Origin of the sequence: Rhodococcus sp. As11 (assembly GCF_048957735.1) — a bacterium.
GTDB classification, from domain to species: domain Bacteria; phylum Actinomycetota; class Actinomycetes; order Mycobacteriales; family Mycobacteriaceae; genus Rhodococcus; species Rhodococcus gordoniae.
Window position 1 is genome coordinate 354632 of record NZ_JARDJE010000002.1, and the last position, 19572, is coordinate 374203.

At 68.7% G+C, this 19572-nt stretch carries 14 protein-coding genes; 1 reads left to right on the forward strand and 13 read right to left on the reverse strand.

Features of this window, described 5'->3' with window-relative positions:
* Window positions 1-420, reverse strand: a complete 420-nt coding sequence (locus PV766_RS04085; RefSeq protein WP_421096449.1) for a cupin domain-containing protein — start codon at window positions 418-420, stop codon at window positions 1-3.
* Window positions 421-535: 115 nt separating this feature from the next.
* On the opposite strand from PV766_RS04085, the gene PV766_RS04090 reads away from it, so the two are divergent.
* Window positions 536-2119, forward strand: a complete 1584-nt coding sequence (locus tag PV766_RS04090) for a glycoside hydrolase family 13 protein (protein WP_421096490.1) — start codon at window positions 536-538, stop codon at window positions 2117-2119.
* 6 nt (window positions 2120-2125) lie between these two features.
* Here PV766_RS04090 and PV766_RS04095 read toward each other — a convergent pair whose 3' ends face one another.
* From PV766_RS04095 to PV766_RS04150, 12 genes are all read right to left on the reverse strand, one after another.
* Window positions 2126-2818, reverse strand: coding sequence for a hypothetical protein (locus PV766_RS04095; RefSeq protein ID WP_421096450.1), 693 nt, complete (start codon window positions 2816-2818; stop codon window positions 2126-2128).
* Window positions 2811-3245 (reverse strand): acyl-CoA thioesterase, encoded by a 435-nt coding sequence (locus PV766_RS04100; RefSeq protein ID WP_016935800.1) that lies wholly within the window; start codon window positions 3243-3245, stop codon window positions 2811-2813. The genes PV766_RS04095 and PV766_RS04100 overlap by 8 nt, the downstream gene beginning before the upstream one ends.
* 3 nt (window positions 3246-3248) lie before the next feature.
* A complete protein-coding gene (locus PV766_RS04105; RefSeq protein ID WP_421096451.1) occupies window positions 3249-8057 on the reverse strand; it encodes an NAD-glutamate dehydrogenase in 4809 nt (1602 codons plus the stop codon).
* Between the two features lie 128 nt (window positions 8058-8185).
* Window positions 8186-8605 carry an acyl-CoA thioesterase gene (locus PV766_RS04110; protein ID WP_064063305.1) on the reverse strand — a complete coding sequence of 140 codons (420 nt, stop codon included), beginning with the start codon at window positions 8603-8605 and terminating at the stop codon, window positions 8186-8188.
* On the reverse strand, window positions 8598-10271 hold the full coding sequence (ettA, locus tag PV766_RS04115; RefSeq protein WP_026002935.1) for an energy-dependent translational throttle protein EttA: 1674 nt from the start codon (window positions 10269-10271) through the stop codon (window positions 8598-8600). The genes PV766_RS04110 and ettA overlap by 8 nt, the downstream gene beginning before the upstream one ends.
* 72 nt (window positions 10272-10343) lie before the next feature.
* A complete protein-coding gene (locus PV766_RS04120; protein WP_421096452.1) occupies window positions 10344-11474 on the reverse strand; it encodes a lipase family protein in 1131 nt (376 codons plus the stop codon).
* A gap of 80 nt (window positions 11475-11554) precedes the next feature.
* The gene (locus PV766_RS04125) at window positions 11555-13588 is read right to left on the reverse strand and encodes a cytochrome c oxidase assembly protein (protein WP_064063303.1); all 2034 of its coding nucleotides are present in this window, start codon (window positions 13586-13588) and stop codon (window positions 11555-11557) included.
* A gap of 2 nt (window positions 13589-13590) precedes the next feature.
* Window positions 13591-14841 (reverse strand): vWA domain-containing protein, encoded by a 1251-nt coding sequence (locus PV766_RS04130; RefSeq protein WP_421096453.1) that lies wholly within the window; start codon window positions 14839-14841, stop codon window positions 13591-13593.
* The gene (locus PV766_RS04135) at window positions 14841-15737 is read right to left on the reverse strand and encodes an AAA family ATPase (protein ID WP_064063301.1); all 897 of its coding nucleotides are present in this window, start codon (window positions 15735-15737) and stop codon (window positions 14841-14843) included. The genes PV766_RS04130 and PV766_RS04135 overlap by 1 nt, the downstream gene beginning before the upstream one ends.
* On the reverse strand, window positions 15734-16645 hold the full coding sequence (locus tag PV766_RS04140; protein ID WP_421096491.1) for an XdhC family protein: 912 nt from the start codon (window positions 16643-16645) through the stop codon (window positions 15734-15736). Before PV766_RS04140 ends, PV766_RS04135 begins: the two co-directional genes overlap by 4 nt.
* Window positions 16646-16691: 46 nt before the next feature.
* The gene (locus PV766_RS04145) at window positions 16692-19085 is read right to left on the reverse strand and encodes an aerobic carbon-monoxide dehydrogenase large subunit (protein WP_421096454.1); all 2394 of its coding nucleotides are present in this window, start codon (window positions 19083-19085) and stop codon (window positions 16692-16694) included.
* The gene (locus PV766_RS04150) at window positions 19085-19570 is read right to left on the reverse strand and encodes a (2Fe-2S)-binding protein (protein WP_064063299.1); all 486 of its coding nucleotides are present in this window, start codon (window positions 19568-19570) and stop codon (window positions 19085-19087) included. The genes PV766_RS04145 and PV766_RS04150 overlap by 1 nt, the downstream gene beginning before the upstream one ends.
* Between the last annotated feature and the right edge of the window lie 2 nt (window positions 19571-19572).

Consider the following 19572-nt stretch of genomic DNA (forward strand, 5'->3'; position numbering starts at 1 on the left):
TCAGCGGCCCAGCATCCGGCGCAGGCGGTCCTCCACCTTCTGGGTGAACCGCGCCGCGGGCGACAGGTGGCGACGCAGGACGGCGTGCTTGCGCACGTACTCGGGGACCTCCCACAGCGCGGTGGTCCCGGCACGGAAGAGCGCGGCGTCGCCGGCCCGCAACGTGCGGGGTTCGGAGTCGGCGGACGAGACGACCACCGAGCCCTCCACGATGTGGACGATCTCGTCGACACCGAAATGCCAGTCGAAGCGGCCGGCGGTGCAGTCCCACACATGTGTGGTGGTGGTGCGGTCGGCGCTGGTCGCCCACTGACCGCTGCGCGCCACCGGAGCGCCTTCGCGGATCCACGAAGGCTCGATCGGGTCGTCGCGCAATTCGACGTCGTCCAGCCGGACCGCGACGATCGATGTCGTATTCATGCCGTTCGTCCTATCATGCGGGCCCGCCCGGACGGAACGGCCCCGGACGTCGTTCGCCCTGTCTTTCGCCCTGCCGTCTGACACGATGACTTCCGTGTCCCACCCCGCAGCCCGAATGTCCGGGCGTCCCGACCCGACGGCGCCGTGGTGGCGCAGCGCGGTCTTCTACCAGGTCTATCCCCGGTCGTTCGCCGACGCGAACGGTGACGGCATCGGCGATCTCGCGGGTGTACGCAGCCGTCTGGGTTATCTCGAACTCCTCGGAATCGACGCGATCTGGCTCAACCCGGTGATGCGTTCGCCGATGGCCGACCACGGCTACGACGTGTCCGACCCCCGCGACATCGACCCGCTGTTCGGGGATCTCGCCGATCTCGAGGCACTGGTCGCCGACGCCCATGCGCGCGGGATCCGGGTGGTGATGGACCTCGTACCGAACCATGTCAGCGTCGAGCATCGGTGGTTCCGGGCAGCACTCGAAGCAGGGCCGGGCAGCCGCGAACGACGACGGTTCCATTTCCGGGACGGCCGGGGTCCGGACGGCAGCGCACCACCGAACAACTGGCCGAGCGTCTTCGGTGGCCCTGCCTGGACCCGCATCACCGAACCCGACGGCACGCCGGGTCAGTGGTATCTGCACGTGTTCGCACCCGGGCAGCCCGATCTCGACTGGGACGACGAGGAGGTCGTCGAGGATCTCGGCGAGACCCTGCGATTCTGGCTGGACCGGGGCGTGGACGGTTTCCGGATCGACGTCGCCCACGGCATGGCGAAGCCGGCAAACCTGCCCGATCACGACGGGTGGGAGACCAACGAATTGCTCGGGCACTCCCCCGCCGACCCGCGGTTCAACAATCCCGAGGTCCACGACATCCACCGCCGGCTCCGGCGGGTCTTCGACGAGTACCCGGGCGCGGTGGCGATCGGTGAGATCTGGGTCGACGACCACGAACGGTTCGCCGAGTACCTGCGACCGGACGAACTCCACCTCGCCTTCGACTTCCACCTGACGTTGTCGGACTGGGACGCCGACGCCATCCGCGATGCCGTCGAGAAGGGCCTGGCCGCAGTCGCGTCGGTGCAGGCCTCACCGACGTGGACCCTGTCGAACCACGACGTGGACCGTGAGGTCACCCGCTACGGAGACGGTGAGCTCGGGACGGCACGAGCACGCGCGATGATCCTCGTCGCCCTCGCTCTTCCCGGGACGGTGTTCGTCTACAACGGCGCCGAACTGGGACTGCCCAACGTCGACCTGCCCGACGAGGTGCTGCAGGATCCGGTGTGGGAACGATCCGGGCACACCGAACGCGGACGCGACGGGTGCCGCGTGCCGCTGCCGTGGCAGGGTGGGACGCCGCCGTTCGGATTCACCTCCGCGCAGTCCGCGTGGCTCCCGCAACCTCCGGAATGGTCGGCGCTGACCGTGGAGACGCAACTCGAGGACGTGGACTCGACGCTCTCGCTGTACCGCAGGGCGATCGAGCTCCGCAAGGAGCGAACGGAATTCGACGGCAACGAGGTCGCCTGGTACGGAAGCCCCGCGGGGTGCCTGGCGTTCCGTCGCCCCGGCGGCCTGACGTGCGTGCTCAACGCCGGCGACGTCGTGGCCGAACTGCCACCCGGAGAGGTGCTGCTCGCGAGCCGGACGCTCACCGGACGGGAACTGCCACCGGATACCGCCGTCTGGCTGGTGTGACGACCCTCAGAGGACGCTCAGACCGAGCCCGCCGCCGCGCCGCAGGTAGACCGAACCGTAGCGGGCATCGAGGCGCATCCACGTGGCGGACGCACGGACCCGGACCACCTCGGCAGGGTCGATGCCGGCCGAGTCGACGGTGTCGCGACCGGCACCGGGCACGAAACCCATCGCGCCGAGCGCGAACACCATGCGCATCGGCACGCCTACCGTCGTTCCGGCGCCGCTCACCTCGAGAACTTCCTGGGCCAGCAACGACGCCGGGGGTCCCTGCGCACCGTGCTCACGGGTGAGCGCGACACCGCGCTGCGCGAGTTCGACGAGCACTCGCGCCGGCACGTCGTCGACGTGGACGTAACCGTCGTCCGGCGGCAGTGCCCCGCGCCATGCGGAATCCATCGCCCAACCCGGGTCCACCTCGGTGCGGGGTTCGGAGCCGGCGAGGAGCGCGGCCCGCAGCGACTCGGCAGCGACGCAGGTGTCGGCCGGCGCCACGGCTCCGCGGACGACACGGCCCGCGAGTACCTCGAAACCGGTGCGGGTCCACACGCCGAGCAGCCCGTCGCTGCGGCGGCGCAACCGCACCACGGCGGCCTCGTCGAGACGCGCGGCGCGCGCGAGGAAAGCAGCGAGATCGACGCTGTCGTCGGGGCCGTCGAGCCTCAGGAGACGCTCGACATGCCGGGCCTCGTCAGTCACGTCGCCACTGCCGCAGGAACTCGCGCTCGTCGTCGGTGAGCCGACGCAGGCGCTGGGTCTCGATGTCGAACGCCGCGATCTGGGTGGACGCGACCACGGCCGGCGCCGAGTCGACCGGGGCACCGCTCGGCCGCACCTCGTAACCGATCGTGAAGTCGACCGCGCGTACCTTCTCCGTCCACATCAGCACGTCGAGCGGACCGTCGTCGTGACGCAACTGCCCTCGGTAGCGCACGTGGAGATCGGCGATGACGGCCCCCTCGCGCAGGTCCCGGGTAGGGCGGCCGTCGGCGAACAACCACGGGATCCGCGCTTCCTCGAGGAGGGTGACCATCCGCGCGTGGTTGATGTGCTGGAAGACGTCCATGTCGGACCACCGCACCATCACCTCGGTGTGGAAACCGAACTGTTCGCCCGCACCGCTCACTCGTTACCTCCGATCGGATGCGCCCGTGCGCACCATGCCCCTGATCTGTCGTGCCGCCACCGACAGGGTGGCGAGGTCCAGACTTCCAGACGCGAAGATCTCGTCGAGCGCCGCCCTCGCACGCACGAGTTTGGATCCGTTGGACGACTCCCAGTCCTCGATCATCTCCTCGGTCGATTCGCCGGGCTCGGCGCCGGCCAGCACATCGAGAACGAGTGAACGCAGCGAGCCGTACAGGTCGTCGCGCAGCGCGAGTCGTGCCAGCGAATGCCAGCGGTCGCCCCGTTCGAGGCCGGAGACCGCCGTGAGCAGGCGGTCGACGCCGAGATGCGCGTCGAGGGCGTAGTAGAGGTCGGCGACCTCCGCCTCGTCTCGTTGTTCGATGTCGGCGATGTCGATGACATCGAGCAGCGGAAACTGGTCGAGGAGCCGGAAGACGACGCCCGTCAGCTCCTGCGGAGCTCCCCGTTCGAGAAGGGGACGGGTGCGGCGCTCGAAGTCCTCGGCGTGGTGCCCGCGCATCCACTTCCCGACGCGCGGAGCGAGGCGGGCGAAGGCGTCGCGATACCGGCTGATCTCGGCGCCGACGGCGAGGGGTTGCGGCCGCGTGGCGAGCAGGCGACGCGACGCCCGGTCGAGCACGCGGCGGGATTCGAGCAGCAGATCGTCCTCGATGTCGACGGGCAGCCCGGCGGCGCGGATCTCGTCCCACAGCCCCGGCAACCCGAAGACGGTGGTGACGGCGGCGTAGGCGCGGATGGCGTCGGTCGCCGTCGCCCCGGCCTCCTCGGCGAGTCGGTAGACGTAGGTGGGGCCACCGTTGTCGACGGTGGTGTTCGCCAGCAGCGTCGCGACGATCTGCCGGCGCAGCGGATGCGCCCGGATCCCGGTGCGGAACCGCTCACGCAGAGCCGGCGGGAAGTAGTCGTGCAGGATCGCCGCGAAGGTCTCGCTGTCGGGCAGATCCGTGGCGAGCAGGTCGTCGACCAGGGCGAGTTTGACATGAGCGAGGAGCTGCGACAGCTCCGGCGAGGTCAATCCCTCCCCTGCGGCTGCGCGGCGGTCGAACTCGGCCTCGTCGGGCAGCGCCTCGAGGTCGCGGTCGAGTCCCCGATCCAGTTCGAGAGCCGCGAGCAACCTGCGATGCACCCCCAGCAGGGACGGTGCGGCGGCCCGTTCCAGTCCGAGCACGGCGTTCTGCGAGATATTATCGGCGAGAACGAGATCGGCGACGTCGTCGGTCATCGACGCGAGCAGCGGATTGCGGTCCTCCGCCGCGAGCTCACCGGTGGTGACCATGCCGTCGAGCAGGATCTTGATGTTGACCTCGTGGTCGGAACTGTCGACACCGGCCGAGTTGTCGATCGCATCGGTGTTGATCTTGCCGCCGGTGCGGGCGAACTCGATTCGGCCGCGTTGTGTGACACCGAGATTGCCCCCTTCGCCCACGGCCCGGGCGCGCAGGTCGCGGCCGTCGACACGCACGCCGTCGTTGCTCTTGTCTCCCACTTCAGCGTGGGTTTCCGTCGACGCCTTCACATAGGTGCCGACGCCGCCGTTCCACAGGAGATCGACCGGCGCGCGCAGGATCGCGCGGATCAGTTCGGGCGGTGAGAGTTCGGTGATGTCGTCGGGAAGGTCGAGTACCGCGCGCGCCTCGGGGCCGACGGGCACGGACTTGGCCGTCCGATCCCACACCCCGCCTCCTGCCGAGATGAGCACTTCCGAGTAGTCCCTCCACGACGACCGGGGCAGTGCGAACAGCCGGCGACGCTCGTCGAACGACCGCTGCGGGTCGGGATCGGGGTCGAGGAAGATGTGACGGTGGTCGAACGCCGCGACGAGCCTGATGTGCCGGCTGAGCAGCATGCCGTTGCCGAAGACGTCGCCGCTCATGTCACCGATGCCGACCACGGTGACATCGTCGGTCTGCGGGTCGGATCCGAGTTCGCGGAAGTGGCGCCGGACGCTCTCCCACGCACCGCGTGCGGTGATGCCCATCTCCTTGTGGTCGTAACCGGCGGAACCACCGGAGGCGAAGGCGTCGCCGAGCCAGTAACCGTATTCCGCCGCAACGGAATTGGCGATATCGGAGAACGATGCCGTGCCCTTGTCCGCGGCCACCACGAGATACGGGTCGTCCTCGTCGTGGCGCACGACCCGCGGCGGCGGAACCGCTTCGTTGCGAGCCGCGTCGAGGTTGTCGGTGATGTCGAGCAGACCGGCGATGAAGCACCGATAGCACCGTTCGCCGCGCTCCCGGACCGCGCGACGGTCGGCCTCGGCGTCGCCGGTCGGACGCGGAGCGTGCTTGACGACGAACCCGCCCTTCGCTCCCACCGGCACGATCACCGCGTTCTTCACGGCCTGCGCCTTGACCAGACCGAGCACCTCGGTGCGGAAGTCCTCGCGGCGGTCGGACCAGCGCAGACCACCACGGGCAACGGGACCGAACCGCATATGGACACCCTCGACGTCCGGGGCGTAGACGAACACCTCGAAAGCCGGTCGTGGTTGGGGTAGTTCGGCGATGCGCCGCGGATCGAACTTGAGCGACAACGCGCGACCGTCCGGGTGTTCGTGCCCGATTCCGCCGGCCACATGGAAGTTGGTGCGGAGCGTGGCACGGATCAGGGAGAACAATCCCCGGAGGATCCGGTCGGTGGCCAGCGCGGTGACCTCGGCGATCGTCGCGGTGAGTTCGTCGACGATCTCACGTTCGCGTTCGGCGGATGCGCTGTCCGGATCGAAGCGGGCCTCGAACAGTCCGGCGAGCAGGGTCGCGGTGTGCGGGGCACCGAGCAGGACGCCTTCGATGTTGTACTGGCTGTACGGGAATTCGGTCTGGCGCAGGTATTTCGCGTACGCCCGTAGCAGCACGACCTGTTTCCAGGTGAGCCCGGCGCGCAGCACGAGCTGGTTGAAGCGGTCGGTCTCGACCGCACCCCGCCATGCCACGGTGAAGGTCTCGGTCAGGCGCTCCGCCAGAGTCGGGTCGGCCTCGACGACCTCGGGCTCGATGTCCTCGGGCAGGCAGAGTCCGAAATCGTAGATCCAGCAGTCGATCCCGTCCGAGCGTGGCAAACGGTACGGCCGCTCGTCGACGACCTCGACGCCGAGACTCTGCAACACCGGCAGGATCCGGCCGAGGGTGACGGTCTCGTCCGCCACATACAGGGTGAAGCGCAACGACAGCGGATCGCCGGATCCGGGCCGGTACAGATGCGTGTCGAGATCACCGGAGTCGAGCGCTTCGAGACGCATCAGATCGAACAGAGCGCGTTCGGAGTCGAAGTCCTCCTTGTACGCCTCGGGCACGACCTCGGCATACCGCTGCACCAGCACCGGATCGAGATCACCCGTGACCGCGGCTGCTTCCCCGAGACGGTCGGCCCAGTTGCGGGTCACCTCCGCGAGCATCGCCTGGATGCGCAGACGGTTGTCCTCCGAAGTGTCCACCTCGCGTCGCGCGCGGCCGGAGAACCGGATCGTCACGTGCAGCAACGCCAGGTCACGTTCGGAGACACGGGCGGTGTAGTCGAGCACGCCACCGCCGAACTCGCGCAGCAGGATGTCCTGGATCGCGATGCGCACCTTCGTCGTGTAGCGGTCGCGCGGCAGGTAGACCAGGCACGAGATGTATCGTCCGTAGGTGTCGACGCGGACGAACAACCGCACCTGCCGGCGGATGTCGACCACGGCGCTGACGGTCTCGTAGAGGGTGTCGGTATCCATGGAGAACAGTTCCGCGCGCGGCACGGTCTGCATGATCTCGAGCATCGCCTGACCGCTGTAGGACGACAGGTCGACCCGCGCCCGCGCGACGACCTCACGCACCCGGCGTGACACGACGGGGATGTCGAGGATGTTCTCGTGCAGGGCCGTCACCGTGAGGACGCCGAGGAAACGATCCTCCCCGACCAGCGCGCCGTCGGCGTCGAGCCGGGCGACGCCGACGAAGTACGGATAGACGGACCGGTGCACGGTGGCGGGAAGTGCCCCCTGGGCGAGGACGAGCAGCGGGCGCCGGCCCGTGCCGACCTCACCGGGCAGGTCGAGCGGGTCCCCCACCGCTGCATCGGTGCGCAGCACTCCCCTACCGCTGCCGGACACGGGTGCGGCGCGGACCTTCCCCCCGCCGCCGTCGGGGACGAAGTCGTAGCGCCGGTAGCCGAGGATGGTGAAATTTCCGCCGCTCAACCATCGCAGCAGTGCGGCGGTCTCGGCGAGTTCGTCGGCCGTGTACTGCGTGGGCGGATGGGCGGCCAGGACGTCGAACGCGTCCGCGATGTCGCGCTGCAGGGCGTGCATCGCGTCCGAGTCCGAGGCCACCTGGCGTACGTCGGACAGCACACGCCGCAGTCCGTGCTCGATCTCGTCGACCGCCTCGTCGTCGACGGGTCCGCGCAGCTGGATGTGCATCCACGATTCGGGGGATCCGCCGGAGGCACCGCCCCCTTCGTCGGCCAGGCGCTCGAGCTCACCCTCCGCGTTTCGTCGCGCCGCCAGGACGGGGTGGATGACGGCCCCCACCGAGACACCGAGCCGTGAGAGCAGCGCCAGCACCGACTCGACGAGCAGCGGCATGTCGTCGGTGACGATCTGCACGGCGACACCGAGGGTGTCGGTGCGGCGCACGCCGACGACCGCAGTGTCTTCCTCGCGGTGACGACCGAGGTGTACGTGCTCGAGCGCGGCTGCGCCGGGGTCGGTCGCGAACTCTCCGGAGCGCTCGTAGATCCGCTCGAGGACGACTTCGGGAGCAACGTCGCCACCCGTCGAACTTTTCTGCGCCACAGCCGGATCGGCCATCGACACCCCTCCTGCTCTGTCGGGCGGATACACCGCGCGCCGCGGACGGACTCGTGATCGAGCCTATCCGCGGCGCGCAGTCGGGGTGCCGGAACCGGCGGGCCGGACAGCAGCGGAGGACCGCTGGGTCAGACGGTAGCGACGATACGGTGCCGGTCGAGCACCGCCCGGACCTCGTCGCTCAGCGGCCGGGACGTGTCGGTCGCGGGATCGAAGCCGACGAGCACGGTGTCGGCGACGGCGCACACCACGCCCTCCCTGTCGAGGATCGTCTGGCGCACCGTGAACGAACTGGTGCCGAGACGCAGCACCGCGGTCTCGACCTCGATCGGCGCCGACGAGTCCTTGAGCGGCCGCAGGAACTCGACGTCCATCTTCCGGACGACAACCGCGTCGCGCGACGGCAGCTCGCTCAGGAAGAACTTGATGCGTCCCTCCTGCAGGTACTCGACGACCTTGGCGTTGTTGACGTGCCCCAGCCGGTCGGAGTCGCCCCAGCGCACCTCGATCGGGCACCGGTAGGGCCGGTGACCGTTCGACTCAGTCACGCGTGAGCTTCCGGTGCGTGACACGGTGCGGACGTGCGGCGTCCGCACCGAGGCGCTCGACCTTGTTCGCCTCGTAGGCCTCGAAGTTGCCCTCGAACCAGAACCACTGGCCCTCTGCGACGTTGCCCTCCCACGCCAGGATGTGGGTACAGGTGCGGTCGAGGAACCAGCGGTCGTGGGAGATCACGACGGCGCAGCCCGGGAACTGCTGCAGCGCGTTCTCGAGCGACGACAGGGTCTCGACGTCGAGGTCGTTGGTCGGCTCGTCGAGGAGGATCAGGTTGCCGCCCTCCTTGAGCGTGAGCGCCAGGTTGAGGCGGTTGCGCTCACCACCGGAGAGCACACCGGCCGGCTTCTGCTGGTCGGGACCCTTGAAACCGAACGCGCTCACATAGGCGCGCGAGGGCATCTCGTTCTGCCCGACCTCGATGAAGTCGAGACCGTCGGAGACCACCTCGAAGACCGTCTTCTTCGGATCGATGTTCGCGCGGTTCTGGTCGACGTAGCTGAGCTTGACCGTGTCGCCCACCTTGACGGTGCCGCTGTCCGGCTCCTCGAGCCCGACGATCGTCTTGAACAGCGTGGTCTTACCGACACCGTTGGGGCCGATGACACCGACGATGCCGTTGCGCGGCAGCGTGAACGACAGGTCCTTGATCAGGACGCGGCCGTCGAAGCCCTTGTCGAGGTGCTCGACCTCGACGACGACGTTGCCCAGACGCGGCGGCGTCGGGATCTGGATCTCCTCGAAGTCGAGCTTGCGGTGCTTCTCGGCCTCCGCGGCCATCTCCTCGTAGCGGGCCAGACGCGCCTTGTTCTTCGTCTGCCGGGCCTTGGCACCGGAGCGGACCCACTCGAGCTCTTCGCGGAGCCGCTTCTGCAGCTTCTGATCCTTCTTGCCCTGCACCTCGAGGCGCTCGGCCTTCTTCTCCAGGTAGGTGGAGTAGTTGCCCTCGTAGGGGTGCAGCTTGCCGCGGTCGACCTCGCAGATCCACTGCGCGACGTGATCGAGGAAGTACCGGTCGTGGGTGACGGCCAGCACGGCGCCCGGGTAGGACGCGAGGAACTGCTCGAGCCACAGCACCGACTCGGCGTCGAGGTGGTTGGTGGGCTCGTCGAGGAGCAGCAGGTCGGGCTTGCTCAGCAGCAGCTTGCACAGCGCGACACGGCGACGCTCACCACCGGAGAGATGGGTGACGGGCTCGTCCGGCGGAGGGCAGCGCAGCGCATCCATGGCCTGCTCGAGCTGCGAGTCGAGATCCCATGCGTTGGCATGATCGAGCTCCTCCTGGAGCTTGCCCATCTCCTCCATCAGCTCGTCGGAGTAATCGGTGGCCATGAGCTCGGCGATCTCGTTGAACCGATCGAGCTTGACCTTGATCTCGCCGAGACCCTCCTCGACGTTCTCCTTGACCGTCTTCTCCTCGTTGAGGGGCGGCTCCTGCAGGAGGATGCCGACGGTGGCCTCCGGATCGAGGAAGGACTCACCGTTGCTGGGCTGATCGAGCCCGGCCATGATCTTGAGAATCGACGACTTGCCCGCGCCGTTGGGTCCGACGACGCCGATCTTCGCGCCGTGGTAGAAGCTCATGGTGACGTCATCGAGGATGACCTTGTCACCGTGCGCCTTGCGCACCTTCTTCATCGTGTAAATGAACTCCGCCATGACCACCAGCGTATCGGGCGACGGTCGATTACCCACATCGTGCGACCACGGGATGCCCGGGCCGCGCCGGCGTCAGCGCCGCAGCAGGTCGGCGACGAACCCGGTGGTGTCGGGCAGCGACGCGAACATCGTCTCGGAATGCCCTGTCGGATACGTCCGGAACTGCGCGTTCGCGCCCCCGGCCCACAGGTCCCCGATCAGTTCGAACGCGAGCGGCGCGGGCACCGTCGTATCGCGCAGACCCTGCGCGAGGAACAGTGGCCGGTCGTAACCACGGGTCGGCACCGCGACATAGTCGGTGAAGGCGGCGCGGAACCGGTCGTCGCTCAGCGGACGGGCGAGGACCTCACCGATGCCGACCTCACCGTAGCGGTCCATCAGCTCGTCGTAACAGAGTCGCTCGGCGGCGTCGACCACCTCGCGACCGAGGGGAGTGAGGTATCCGTCGACGTCCAGGGAAGAATCGGCGTCGCGCAGACCCGCGAAGATGTAGGCGGCGAACGCCGTGAGCCCGTCGAGACCGAGATCGGGGAAGCGCGGGAATCCGAGCGGGAACACGTACTCGAGGTTGGACGGCGCGCCCGTCGTGAGCGTCCCGCGGAAGTCCAGTTCGGGCGCGCGGGTGGTCGCCGCGTGCGCGGTGTGCAGACCCGCGTGCCCACCCTGCGACTGCCCGATCACGACCCAACGGTCGGACAACGCCGGCTCGACGGCGCGTCCCGCCCGCACGATGTCGATCACGCTGTTCGCGGCACTCTGCCCGTCCAGATAGCGGTGCAGTCCGTCCGAGCCCAGGCCCGGATAGTCGGCTGCCACCACGGCGTAGCCCTGCCCGAGCCAGTGGTCGAGATAGGTGGTGTCGCGCGGGGTACGCGGCAACCGCGACGGCGCGCACGAATCGTCGAGACCGACCGTGCCGTGGGCCCATGCGACCACGGGCCACCCGCCCTCGGGCGGCGTGCCGGGAGGGACGAACAGTGCCCCGGTCGCTGTGGTCGGGGTGCCGTCGCGCCACTGCGTGGTGTAGGCGAGGACGCGAGCCGAGGACGCCCCGGGCAGGGACGATTCCGGGTCGAGCGGGGCGACCTCGACAACCTTTCCCGGCGCCGGGTTCGCGCCCACCGCGGGAGGTGACACGACGGTCGTCAGCAGTGCCAGAGCACCGGCGAGCAGCAGGGCGGGGACGTGCGTGGTACGGGTCACGCCGAGGACGATACGGACCGTCCGGCCGCGGCGTCCGATTCGCCGCGGCGCGACAGGATGTGCGTGTCGGATCGGCGCGGCTAGCGGCCTTCGCGGTCGCGGCGCGCCAGCTCGGCGAACATCGCGTTGTGTGCCGCGAGGTCGGCGTCGTCGTCGCGCTCCGCAGCCCGGTCGACGCGACGGGCCGTGCGCCGGTCGGTGCGCGACCACTGGACGAGCAGCGCGAGCATCACGAGTACGAGCGGAATCTCGCCGGCCGACCACGCGATGCTGCCGCCGACCTTCTGATCGGAGAACAGGTCGTAGTTCCACGGCAGGGCCAGGCCACGGTAGTAGCTCTCGGCCATCACCGTGCCCATGCTCATGAGCGTCACACCGAAGAAGGCGTGGAACGGGAGCGAGCCGAAGACCATCGCCAGCTTCGTCACGGGCTGCAGGTCGCGTGGCGACGGGTCGACGCCGATCACCACCCAGTAGAACAGGTAGCCGCTCAGCAGGAAGTGCAGGTTCATCAGGACGTGGGCGGTGTGACTGTCGATGAACGCGGTGAAGATCCCTCCGAGATACAACGCGTAGAAACCGCCGACGAACATCACCGATGCCACGATCGGGTGCGTGAAGAAGCGCGACAGCGGGCTGTGGAGGAACTCGAGGATCCATTCGCGCGGGCCGGGAGGGGCGTTGCGTCCGGCCGGCTTGAACGCACGCAGGGCGAGGGTCATCGCCCCGCCGAGCGCCAGAAGTACGGGAGCGAGCATCGACAGGGCCATGTGCGCGCCCATGTGCACGCTGAACATCGCCGGGGAGTACATGCCGACGCCGGAACTGGTGGCGACGAACAGCACGAAGCAGCCCGAGAACCAGGCGATCGACCGGCCGAGCGGCCACGAGTCGCCACGCTTGCGCAGGGTCCACAGACCGACGGCGTAGGCGGCGGCGAGTACGAGTGCGGCAGTGCCGAAGATGAGGTCGAATCGCCATTGCCCGAAGAACAGGCTCACGAAGGACGGGGGTACGTCGAGCTGGTATCCGAGCTCGACCTCCTGGATCGTCGGCACCGAGGGCGGGGGCGGCGGAGGTGTGCGACCGAGTCCGACGGCCAGGCCGATCGTGGCGGCGAGGACGAACGCCTCGGCGACGGTGAACCGGACGAGAGCGGACCGGCTGGTGGGGTCGGCCTCGAGGGCCGGCAGCGCCCGGCGTCGCTGGGCCCAGCCGAAGATGCCGAGCAGGACCAGCGCGACGGTCTTCGCGAGCAGCAACCTGCCGTAGGTGGTGGTCGTCAGGTCGTCGAACGACATGCGGACCGCGGCGTTGATCACGCCGCTGACAGCCATCACGACGAACGCGAGTCCGGCGACGAAGGAGAACCGCCGGGCGGCGACATCGGTGTGCTCCCCTCCCCTCATCGAATGGGCGAGCAGCGCGAACAACCCGCCGGCCCAGACGGACGCCGCGCCGAGGTGCAGCACGAGGCTGTTGGTCGCCATGTCGTGCGAACCGCCCGACGAGGAGTGCCCGGTCAGGGCGATCGGCATGAGGGCGACGAACGACAGCAGCAACAGATACGGCGTCCACGACCAGCGCACTGCGAGTCGGGCCAGCAGCGCGGTGATCAGCGCGAGCACGGTCGTCCAGGCCCAGGCCAGCGCGACCTCCACCTGTCCGAGTGCCGAGAACAGGTTCTCCGGACGGATGGCCTCGCTCAGCGGACTGCCGGAAGTGTCGGACAGGGTCAGCGGCACCATCAGCGCGGCGGTGACCGCCCATACCGTTGCGGCGACACCCGCCGTCCGCACGGCGCGATAGCCGCCGACGTCGAGTACCCCGCTCCGCTGCGGGGGTACGAGGAAGGCGGCGAAGAACAGCGAGCCGATCGTGATGACCGTCGCGATCTCGGAGATCGCGCGCACTGCGGGAAGCCCGTAGGTCGTGAGCGGACCGGGGTCGGGGATACCGAGCAACACCAGAGCCTGGGCAGCGGACAGTCCGACCGCGAACGCCGCGACGATCGCTGCGAGGAGGCCGAAGAGAATCAGCAGTGCCGGCGGGTTTCCCCTCATGGGGGCGGGCGCCGGAAGCTGCGCGGGAGACGCGAGCTCGGATGTTGCCATGACTACCAGGGTAGGACGTCCACGCCATGACCTACGACACGCCGTCGGAGTCCCCCGTCCCCCGTATCCGTGGACGTGACGACGTCGACGGCGTGCTGCAGGGCCACGAGTGTGTCGGCCGCCACCATCGCGTCGCAGTGTGGAAGCGCGGCGGACATCGACCCGGTCGAGGGCGTGAAACCGGACTGCCCGGCCCGGGGGTTGAGCCACACCAGCCGGTGCGCGCGACGCCGGATCCTGGCCAGGACGTGGGCGAGTTCGGTGGGATCGTCGCTGTCCCAACCGTCGGACGCGACGACGACGATCGCTCCGCGCATCAGGTGTCCGTGACGCGAGGCGACCACCTCGGCGAGCGAACCGGCGATGCGGGTGCCTCCGAACCGCGTCCGTACCCGCTCGTTGGCGACGTCGATCGCCTGGTCGACCGACCGGTGCCGGAGCACGGGTGTCAGACGCGCAGCTGTGGTGGAGAACACGAAGACCTCGGCCGTTCCGGTGTGCGCGAGCGCACGCACGAGATGCAGATACACCCCGATGTGGGGACGCATGGAACGGCTGACATCGCAGAACACGACGATCTGCCGCCGGCGTCGACCCGGTCGCGTGCGGATCAGGCGGAGCGGCTCGAACCCCGTGCCGCGGGAGGCGGCGATGCTCGCGCGGATGTCGACGCGTCCGGTACGGCCTTCGACCCGACGGCGGGTGCGGCGGATCGCCCAGCGCGCTCCGGCCGCCTCGATCCATGTCTCGAGGAGTGCGAGTTGCGCCGGGTCGAGGTCGTCGAACCGCTGATCGGCGATCTCGGCCAGTGCGCTCGCCACCTCGCGCCCCGGGCGGCCGGGTGCCCGCTCCCCCTCTGTGGATTCGACGATCGTCCTGGTGACCCATGGAACGTCGTGTCCGGAAGTGGGAACCCCGCTGGGCCGGCGGGGTCCGTCCGGTGTCGACGCCCCCGGCGCGCCTTCGTCCTCGGGTCCCGTGCGACGGGCGTGCGGGTCGAGCGGAACTGGCGCCTCGCCGAACACCCGGTCGAAGACCGTATCGAAGGTGGACAGGCTCTCGTACCGGTCGACGAGGGTGAGCCGCGCGGTCCAGTACAACCGAGTCCGGGTGGTCGGCGGACACGCACGCAGGCCGCGCGTGAAGGTCGCCGCTCCGTCCGCCGGGACCACGATCCCGGCGGACCTGAGCCGGTCGACCAACGCGACTGTGAAGGCGGCGTGATCGACCCCGGGGAGCAGCCCGGCGCTCATTACACTTCGGTGGAGACGAAGCGGGTCAGCGCCTCCCCCAGCGCGTCGCCGTCGTCGGGGGTCTTCGCCAGTGCCGCGAGCGACATTGCCGCTTCGGGCCGGACGAGGTCGGTGACACCGAGTGCGGCGAGGGCCGATACCCAGTCGATGGTCTCCGCGATTCCGGGTGCCTTGTCGAGATCGAGTCCGCGGGCCACCGCGACGAAATCCGTGGCACGTTCGACGAGCGCGATGTTCGCCGATGGCACCGTGCGACGCAGGATCGCCACCGCCCGGGCGCGGTCGGGGTAGTCGATCCAGTGGTACAGGCAACGTCGCCGCAGTGCGTCGTGCAGGTCGCGGCTCCGATTCGAGGTCAGCACGACAACGGGTGGGCGGGTCGCGGTGAGGGTGCCGAGCTCGGGAACGGTGACAGCGAACTCTCCCAGGAATTCGAGCAGCAACGCCTCGAATTCGTCGTCGGCACGGTCGATCTCGTCGACGAGCAGAACGGCGGGTGTGTCGCCGCGGTGGCGGACGCAGCGCAGGATGGGGCGTTCGAGGAGGTATTCCTCGGAGTACAGGTCGGCTTCGGCGGGAACGTCGCCGCGCGCTTCGGCGAGCCGGATCGCGAGCAACTGGCGTTGGTAGTTCCAGTCGTAGAGGGCCTCGGCGACCGACAGTCCCTCGTAGCACTGCAACCGGATCAGCGGGCTGCCGAGGATCTGCGCGAGCACCTTGGCGGCAGTGGTCTTGCCGACCCCCGGTTCGCCCTCGAGCAACAGCGGTCGCCCCAATGCGACGGCGAGGTGGATCGCGGCGGCGGTGCCCTGATCGAGCAGGTGATCGTGGCTGTCGAATCTGGCCACCACGTCGTCGACGCCGGTGAAGATGCCCGGAGAGGACGGGTCGGTCACGCGACGTCGTCCTTCTCGAAGCGGCTGCGGCAACCCGGGCAGCAGAACCACATCGTCCGGCCCGCAACGACGAGGTGCGGGGTGGACTCGGTGATCGTGACGGTCATCCCGCACACCGGGTCGACGGCCGTCTGCGGCTTCGACTCCGCCTCCCTCGGCACCTCGACGCGTCGACAACTCTCCTCGGAGGGGCGGGTGAGGCCGCCGCTGCGCGCGACTCGCACGATGTCGGCCACGATCGACAGTCCGATCTCCGCGGGGGTGCGGGCACCGATATCGAGCCCGACCGGGGTGTGCACGTGGGCACGCTCGTCGTCGGTCGGATCCACCTCGTCGAGCACCGCGGCGCCACGGGTGTGACTGGCGACCAGACCGATATAGCGGCTTCCGGCGTCGAGCGCCGCGCGGATCACACTCCCCTCGTCGCCTCCGTGACTCGCGACGATCACCACCGAAGCGTCGGCGGGCACGCGCGTCCCGCGGATCCGTTCCACCGAGTAGTCGACGCGCCGCGCGAAGTCGCTCACGGCGTCGGCCACGGGCGAGTCCCCGAAGACGGCCATCACGAGCGCAGGCATCCGCGGCTCGAGAAAGATCTCGGTGGCCCCACCGGACATGCACGGGTTGACCGCGATCGTCGCCCCCGGAGTGTCGGGGAACTCGGCGGCTCCGGCCGGCAGCACCCGTAGGAGCATGCTCTCCCCTCGCTCGAGCACCGTGCGGGACATTTCGCGCACCGAGTTCTCGGTGCACTGTCCGCCCACGAACCCCTCGATCGTGCCGTCGGCGTGGACGAGCGCCCGGTCGCCCGAGTGCGCGGACGTCGGCGGTTGTGCCCGTACAACGGTCGCTTCCACGAACGGGCGGCGTTCGCTGCGCAACTGTGCTGCCCGCACCGCAAGGTCCATGTCCTCGTACTCCGCTCGTTCCACTCGAATCCTTCTGTCGCGTCGCTCAGATCGGCGGGGTCGCGCGACCCTGCATGGCTTCCCACACCCGCGACGGTGTCAACGGCATGTCGGCGTGCCGGACGCCGAGGGGTTTCAACGCATCGACCACGGCGTTGACGATCGCGGGTGGGGAACCGACCGTGGCGGATTCGCCGATGCCCTTCGCGCCGATCGGGTGATGCGGTGACGGGGTGACCGTGAACGCCGTCTCGAGCGTGGGCACCTCGAGGGCGGTGGGGATCAGGTAGTCCATGAACGACCCGCCCAGGCACGTTCCGTTCTCGTCGAACGCGATCATCTCCATCAGGGCCATGCCGATCCCGTCGACGATGCCACCGTGCACCTGCCCTTCGATGATCATCGGGTTGATGCGGGTGCCGCAGTCGTCCACGGCCAGGAACCGGCGGATCTTCACCTCCGCGGTGCCGGGATCGACGTCGACGACACAGAAGTAGGCGCCGTAGGGATAGGTCAGGTTCTCGGGGTTGTAGCAGATCTGCGCCTCGAGACCGCCTTCGAGACCTTCGGGCAGATCGCCGGCGCCGTGGGCACGCATCGCGATGTCCTGGATCGTGACCGACGCCGACGGGTCGCCCTTGACCCGGAAGGTGCCCTTCTCCCATTCGAGATCGGCGACGGAGACCTCGAGCATGCCCGATGCGATGATCTTCGCCTTGTCGCGCACCTTGCGGGCGACCAGCGCGGCGGCCGCGCCGGACACCGGTGTCGAGCGGCTTCCGTAGGTGCCGAGTCCGAAGGGGGTGTTGTCGGTGTCGCCGTGGACGACGTCGATGTCGTCGGGCGGGATGCCGATCTCCTCCGCGACGATCTGCGCGAAGGTCGTCTCGTGTCCTTGCCCCTGGGACTGCACCGACAGCCTCACCACGGCCTTACCGGTGGGATGGACGCGCAGTTCGCAGCCGTCGGCCATGCCGAGACCGAGGATGTCCATGTCCTTGCGCGGCCCCGCTCCGACGGCCTCGGTGAAGAACGACATGCCGATGCCCATCAGTTCGCCCCGTGCGCGGCGTTCGGCCTGTTCGCGCCGCAGATCCTCGTATCCGACGAGGTTCATGGCCTTGCGCATGGTGGTCTCGTAGTCGCCGGAGTCGTACTTCCAGCCGGTCTTGCTCGTGTACGGGAACTGTTCGGGGCGCAGAAGGTTCTTCAGTCGTAGTTCGGCCGGGTCCATGTCGAGGTCGTAGGCCAGACAATCGACGAGCCGTTCGACGAAGTACACGGCTTCGGTGATGCGGAACGAGCACGCGTAGGCGACACCGCCGGGTGCCTTGTTGGTGTAGACCGCGGTCATGTGGGAGTACGCGGCCTCGATGTCGTAACTGCCGGTGAACACCCCGAAGAAGCCGGCCGGATATTTCACCGGGGCCGCGGTGGCGTTGAACGCGCCGTGGTCGGCGAGGACACGGGATCGGATGGCGAGGATGCGGCCTTCCTTCGTCGCCGCGATCTCCCCGATCATGATGTAGTCGCGCGCGAAGCCGGTACTCATGAGGTTCTCGCTGCGGTCCTCCATCCACTTGACGGGCCGTCCGGTGACCAGCGACGCGACGATCGCCCCGACGTAACCGGGGTAGATGGGCACCTTGTTGCCGAATCCACCGCCGATGTCGGGCGAGATGACGCGGATCTTGTGTTCGGGCAGACCCGCGACCAGCGCGTACAGCGTGCGATGGGCGTGCGGGGCCTGTGTGGTGGACCAGAGCGTCAGCTTTCCGGAGATCCGGTCGTAATCGGCGACCGCACCGCACGTTTCCATGGGCGCCGGGTGCACCCGCGGATAGACGATCTCCTGCCGGGTGACGACGTCGGCCTTCGCGAAGACCGCGTCGGTGGCCGCCGCATCGCCGGTTTCCCAGTCGAAGCAATGGTTGTCGGTCTTCCCGTCGAGATCGGTCCGGATCACCGGTGCCTCGGGCGACAGGGCCGTGCGCACATCGACGACCGGGTCGAGCATCTCGTAGTCGACGTCGATCAGTTCGAGGGCGTCGCGCGCCGAATAGTGGTCGTCGGCGACGACGAACGCGACCTCCTGGCCGTGGAAGCGCACCTTGTCGGTGGCGAGCACGGCCTGCACGTCGTTCGACAGTGTCGGCATCCACGCCAGGCCCTTCTCGGCCAGGTCGGCGCCCGTGATCACCGCCCGCACCTTCGAGTGTGCGAGGGCGGCGGACGTATCGATGCTGTTGATCCGGGCATGCGCGACCGGCGATCGGAGCACTGCGAGATGCAGCATGCCGGGCAGCCTGACATCGTCGACGTAGGTGCCGCGGCCGCGCACGAAGCGCGGGTCCTCCTTGCGCAGCATGCGGCCGTGTCCACACGGCGTGCGATCGTTGTCCTGTTCCTCCGGGCGCATGTCCGGTTCGACCGCGGTCATCACGACACCTCCGTGGGCTGTGAGGTCGAGGAGTGTTCGGCGGCCCACCGGACCGACCGGACGATGGTGGTGTAGCCGGTGCAGCGGCAGATCTGCCCGGAGATCGCCTCGCGGATCGTCGCGTCGTCGGGGTCGGGATCGCGATCGAGCAGCGCCCGGGCGGTGATCATCATTCCCGGGGTGCAGAAGCCGCACTGCAGCCCGTGGCAGCGCACGAATCCTTCCTGCACCGGGTCGAGGACGCCGTCGCGTTCGAGTCCTTCGACGGTGAGCACCTCGTGGCCGGCGACCATGACCGCCAGGGTGGTGCACGACTTCACCGGTTCGCCGTCCACGGAGACGACGCACGTTCCGCAATTGCTCGTGTCGCATCCCCAGTGGGTTCCGGTCAGACCGAGGTGGTCTCGCAGGAAATGCACGAGCAGAGTTCGAGGTTCGACGTCGGCGGTGACGTTCTCGCCGTTGACTGTCATCGAGATCTGCATCG

Excerpts from the sequence above, each read along its gene's own strand:
- PV766_RS04090 (WP_421096490.1), top strand. The coding sequence starts at position 536 with ATGTCCGGGCGTCCCGACCCGACGGCGCCGTGGTGGCGCAGCGCGGTC.
- PV766_RS04140 (WP_421096491.1), bottom strand. The coding sequence starts at position 16,645 with ATGGACCTTGCGGTGCGGGCAGCACAGTTGCGCAGCGAACGCCGCCCG.
- PV766_RS04085 (WP_421096449.1), bottom strand. The coding sequence starts at position 420 with ATGAATACGACATCGATCGTCGCGGTCCGGCTGGACGACGTCGAATTG.
- ettA (WP_026002935.1), bottom strand. The coding sequence starts at position 10,271 with ATGGCGGAGTTCATTTACACGATGAAGAAGGTGCGCAAGGCGCACGGT.
- PV766_RS04125 (WP_064063303.1), bottom strand. The coding sequence starts at position 13,588 with ATGGCAACATCCGAGCTCGCGTCTCCCGCGCAGCTTCCGGCGCCCGCC.
- PV766_RS04150 (WP_064063299.1), bottom strand. The coding sequence starts at position 19,570 with ATGCAGATCTCGATGACAGTCAACGGCGAGAACGTCACCGCCGACGTC.
- PV766_RS04145 (WP_421096454.1), bottom strand. The coding sequence starts at position 19,085 with ATGACCGCGGTCGAACCGGACATGCGCCCGGAGGAACAGGACAACGAT.
- PV766_RS04105 (WP_421096451.1), bottom strand. The coding sequence starts at position 8,057 with ATGGCCGATCCGGCTGTGGCGCAGAAAAGTTCGACGGGTGGCGACGTT.
- PV766_RS04130 (WP_421096453.1), bottom strand. The coding sequence starts at position 14,841 with ATGAGCGCCGGGCTGCTCCCCGGGGTCGATCACGCCGCCTTCACAGTC.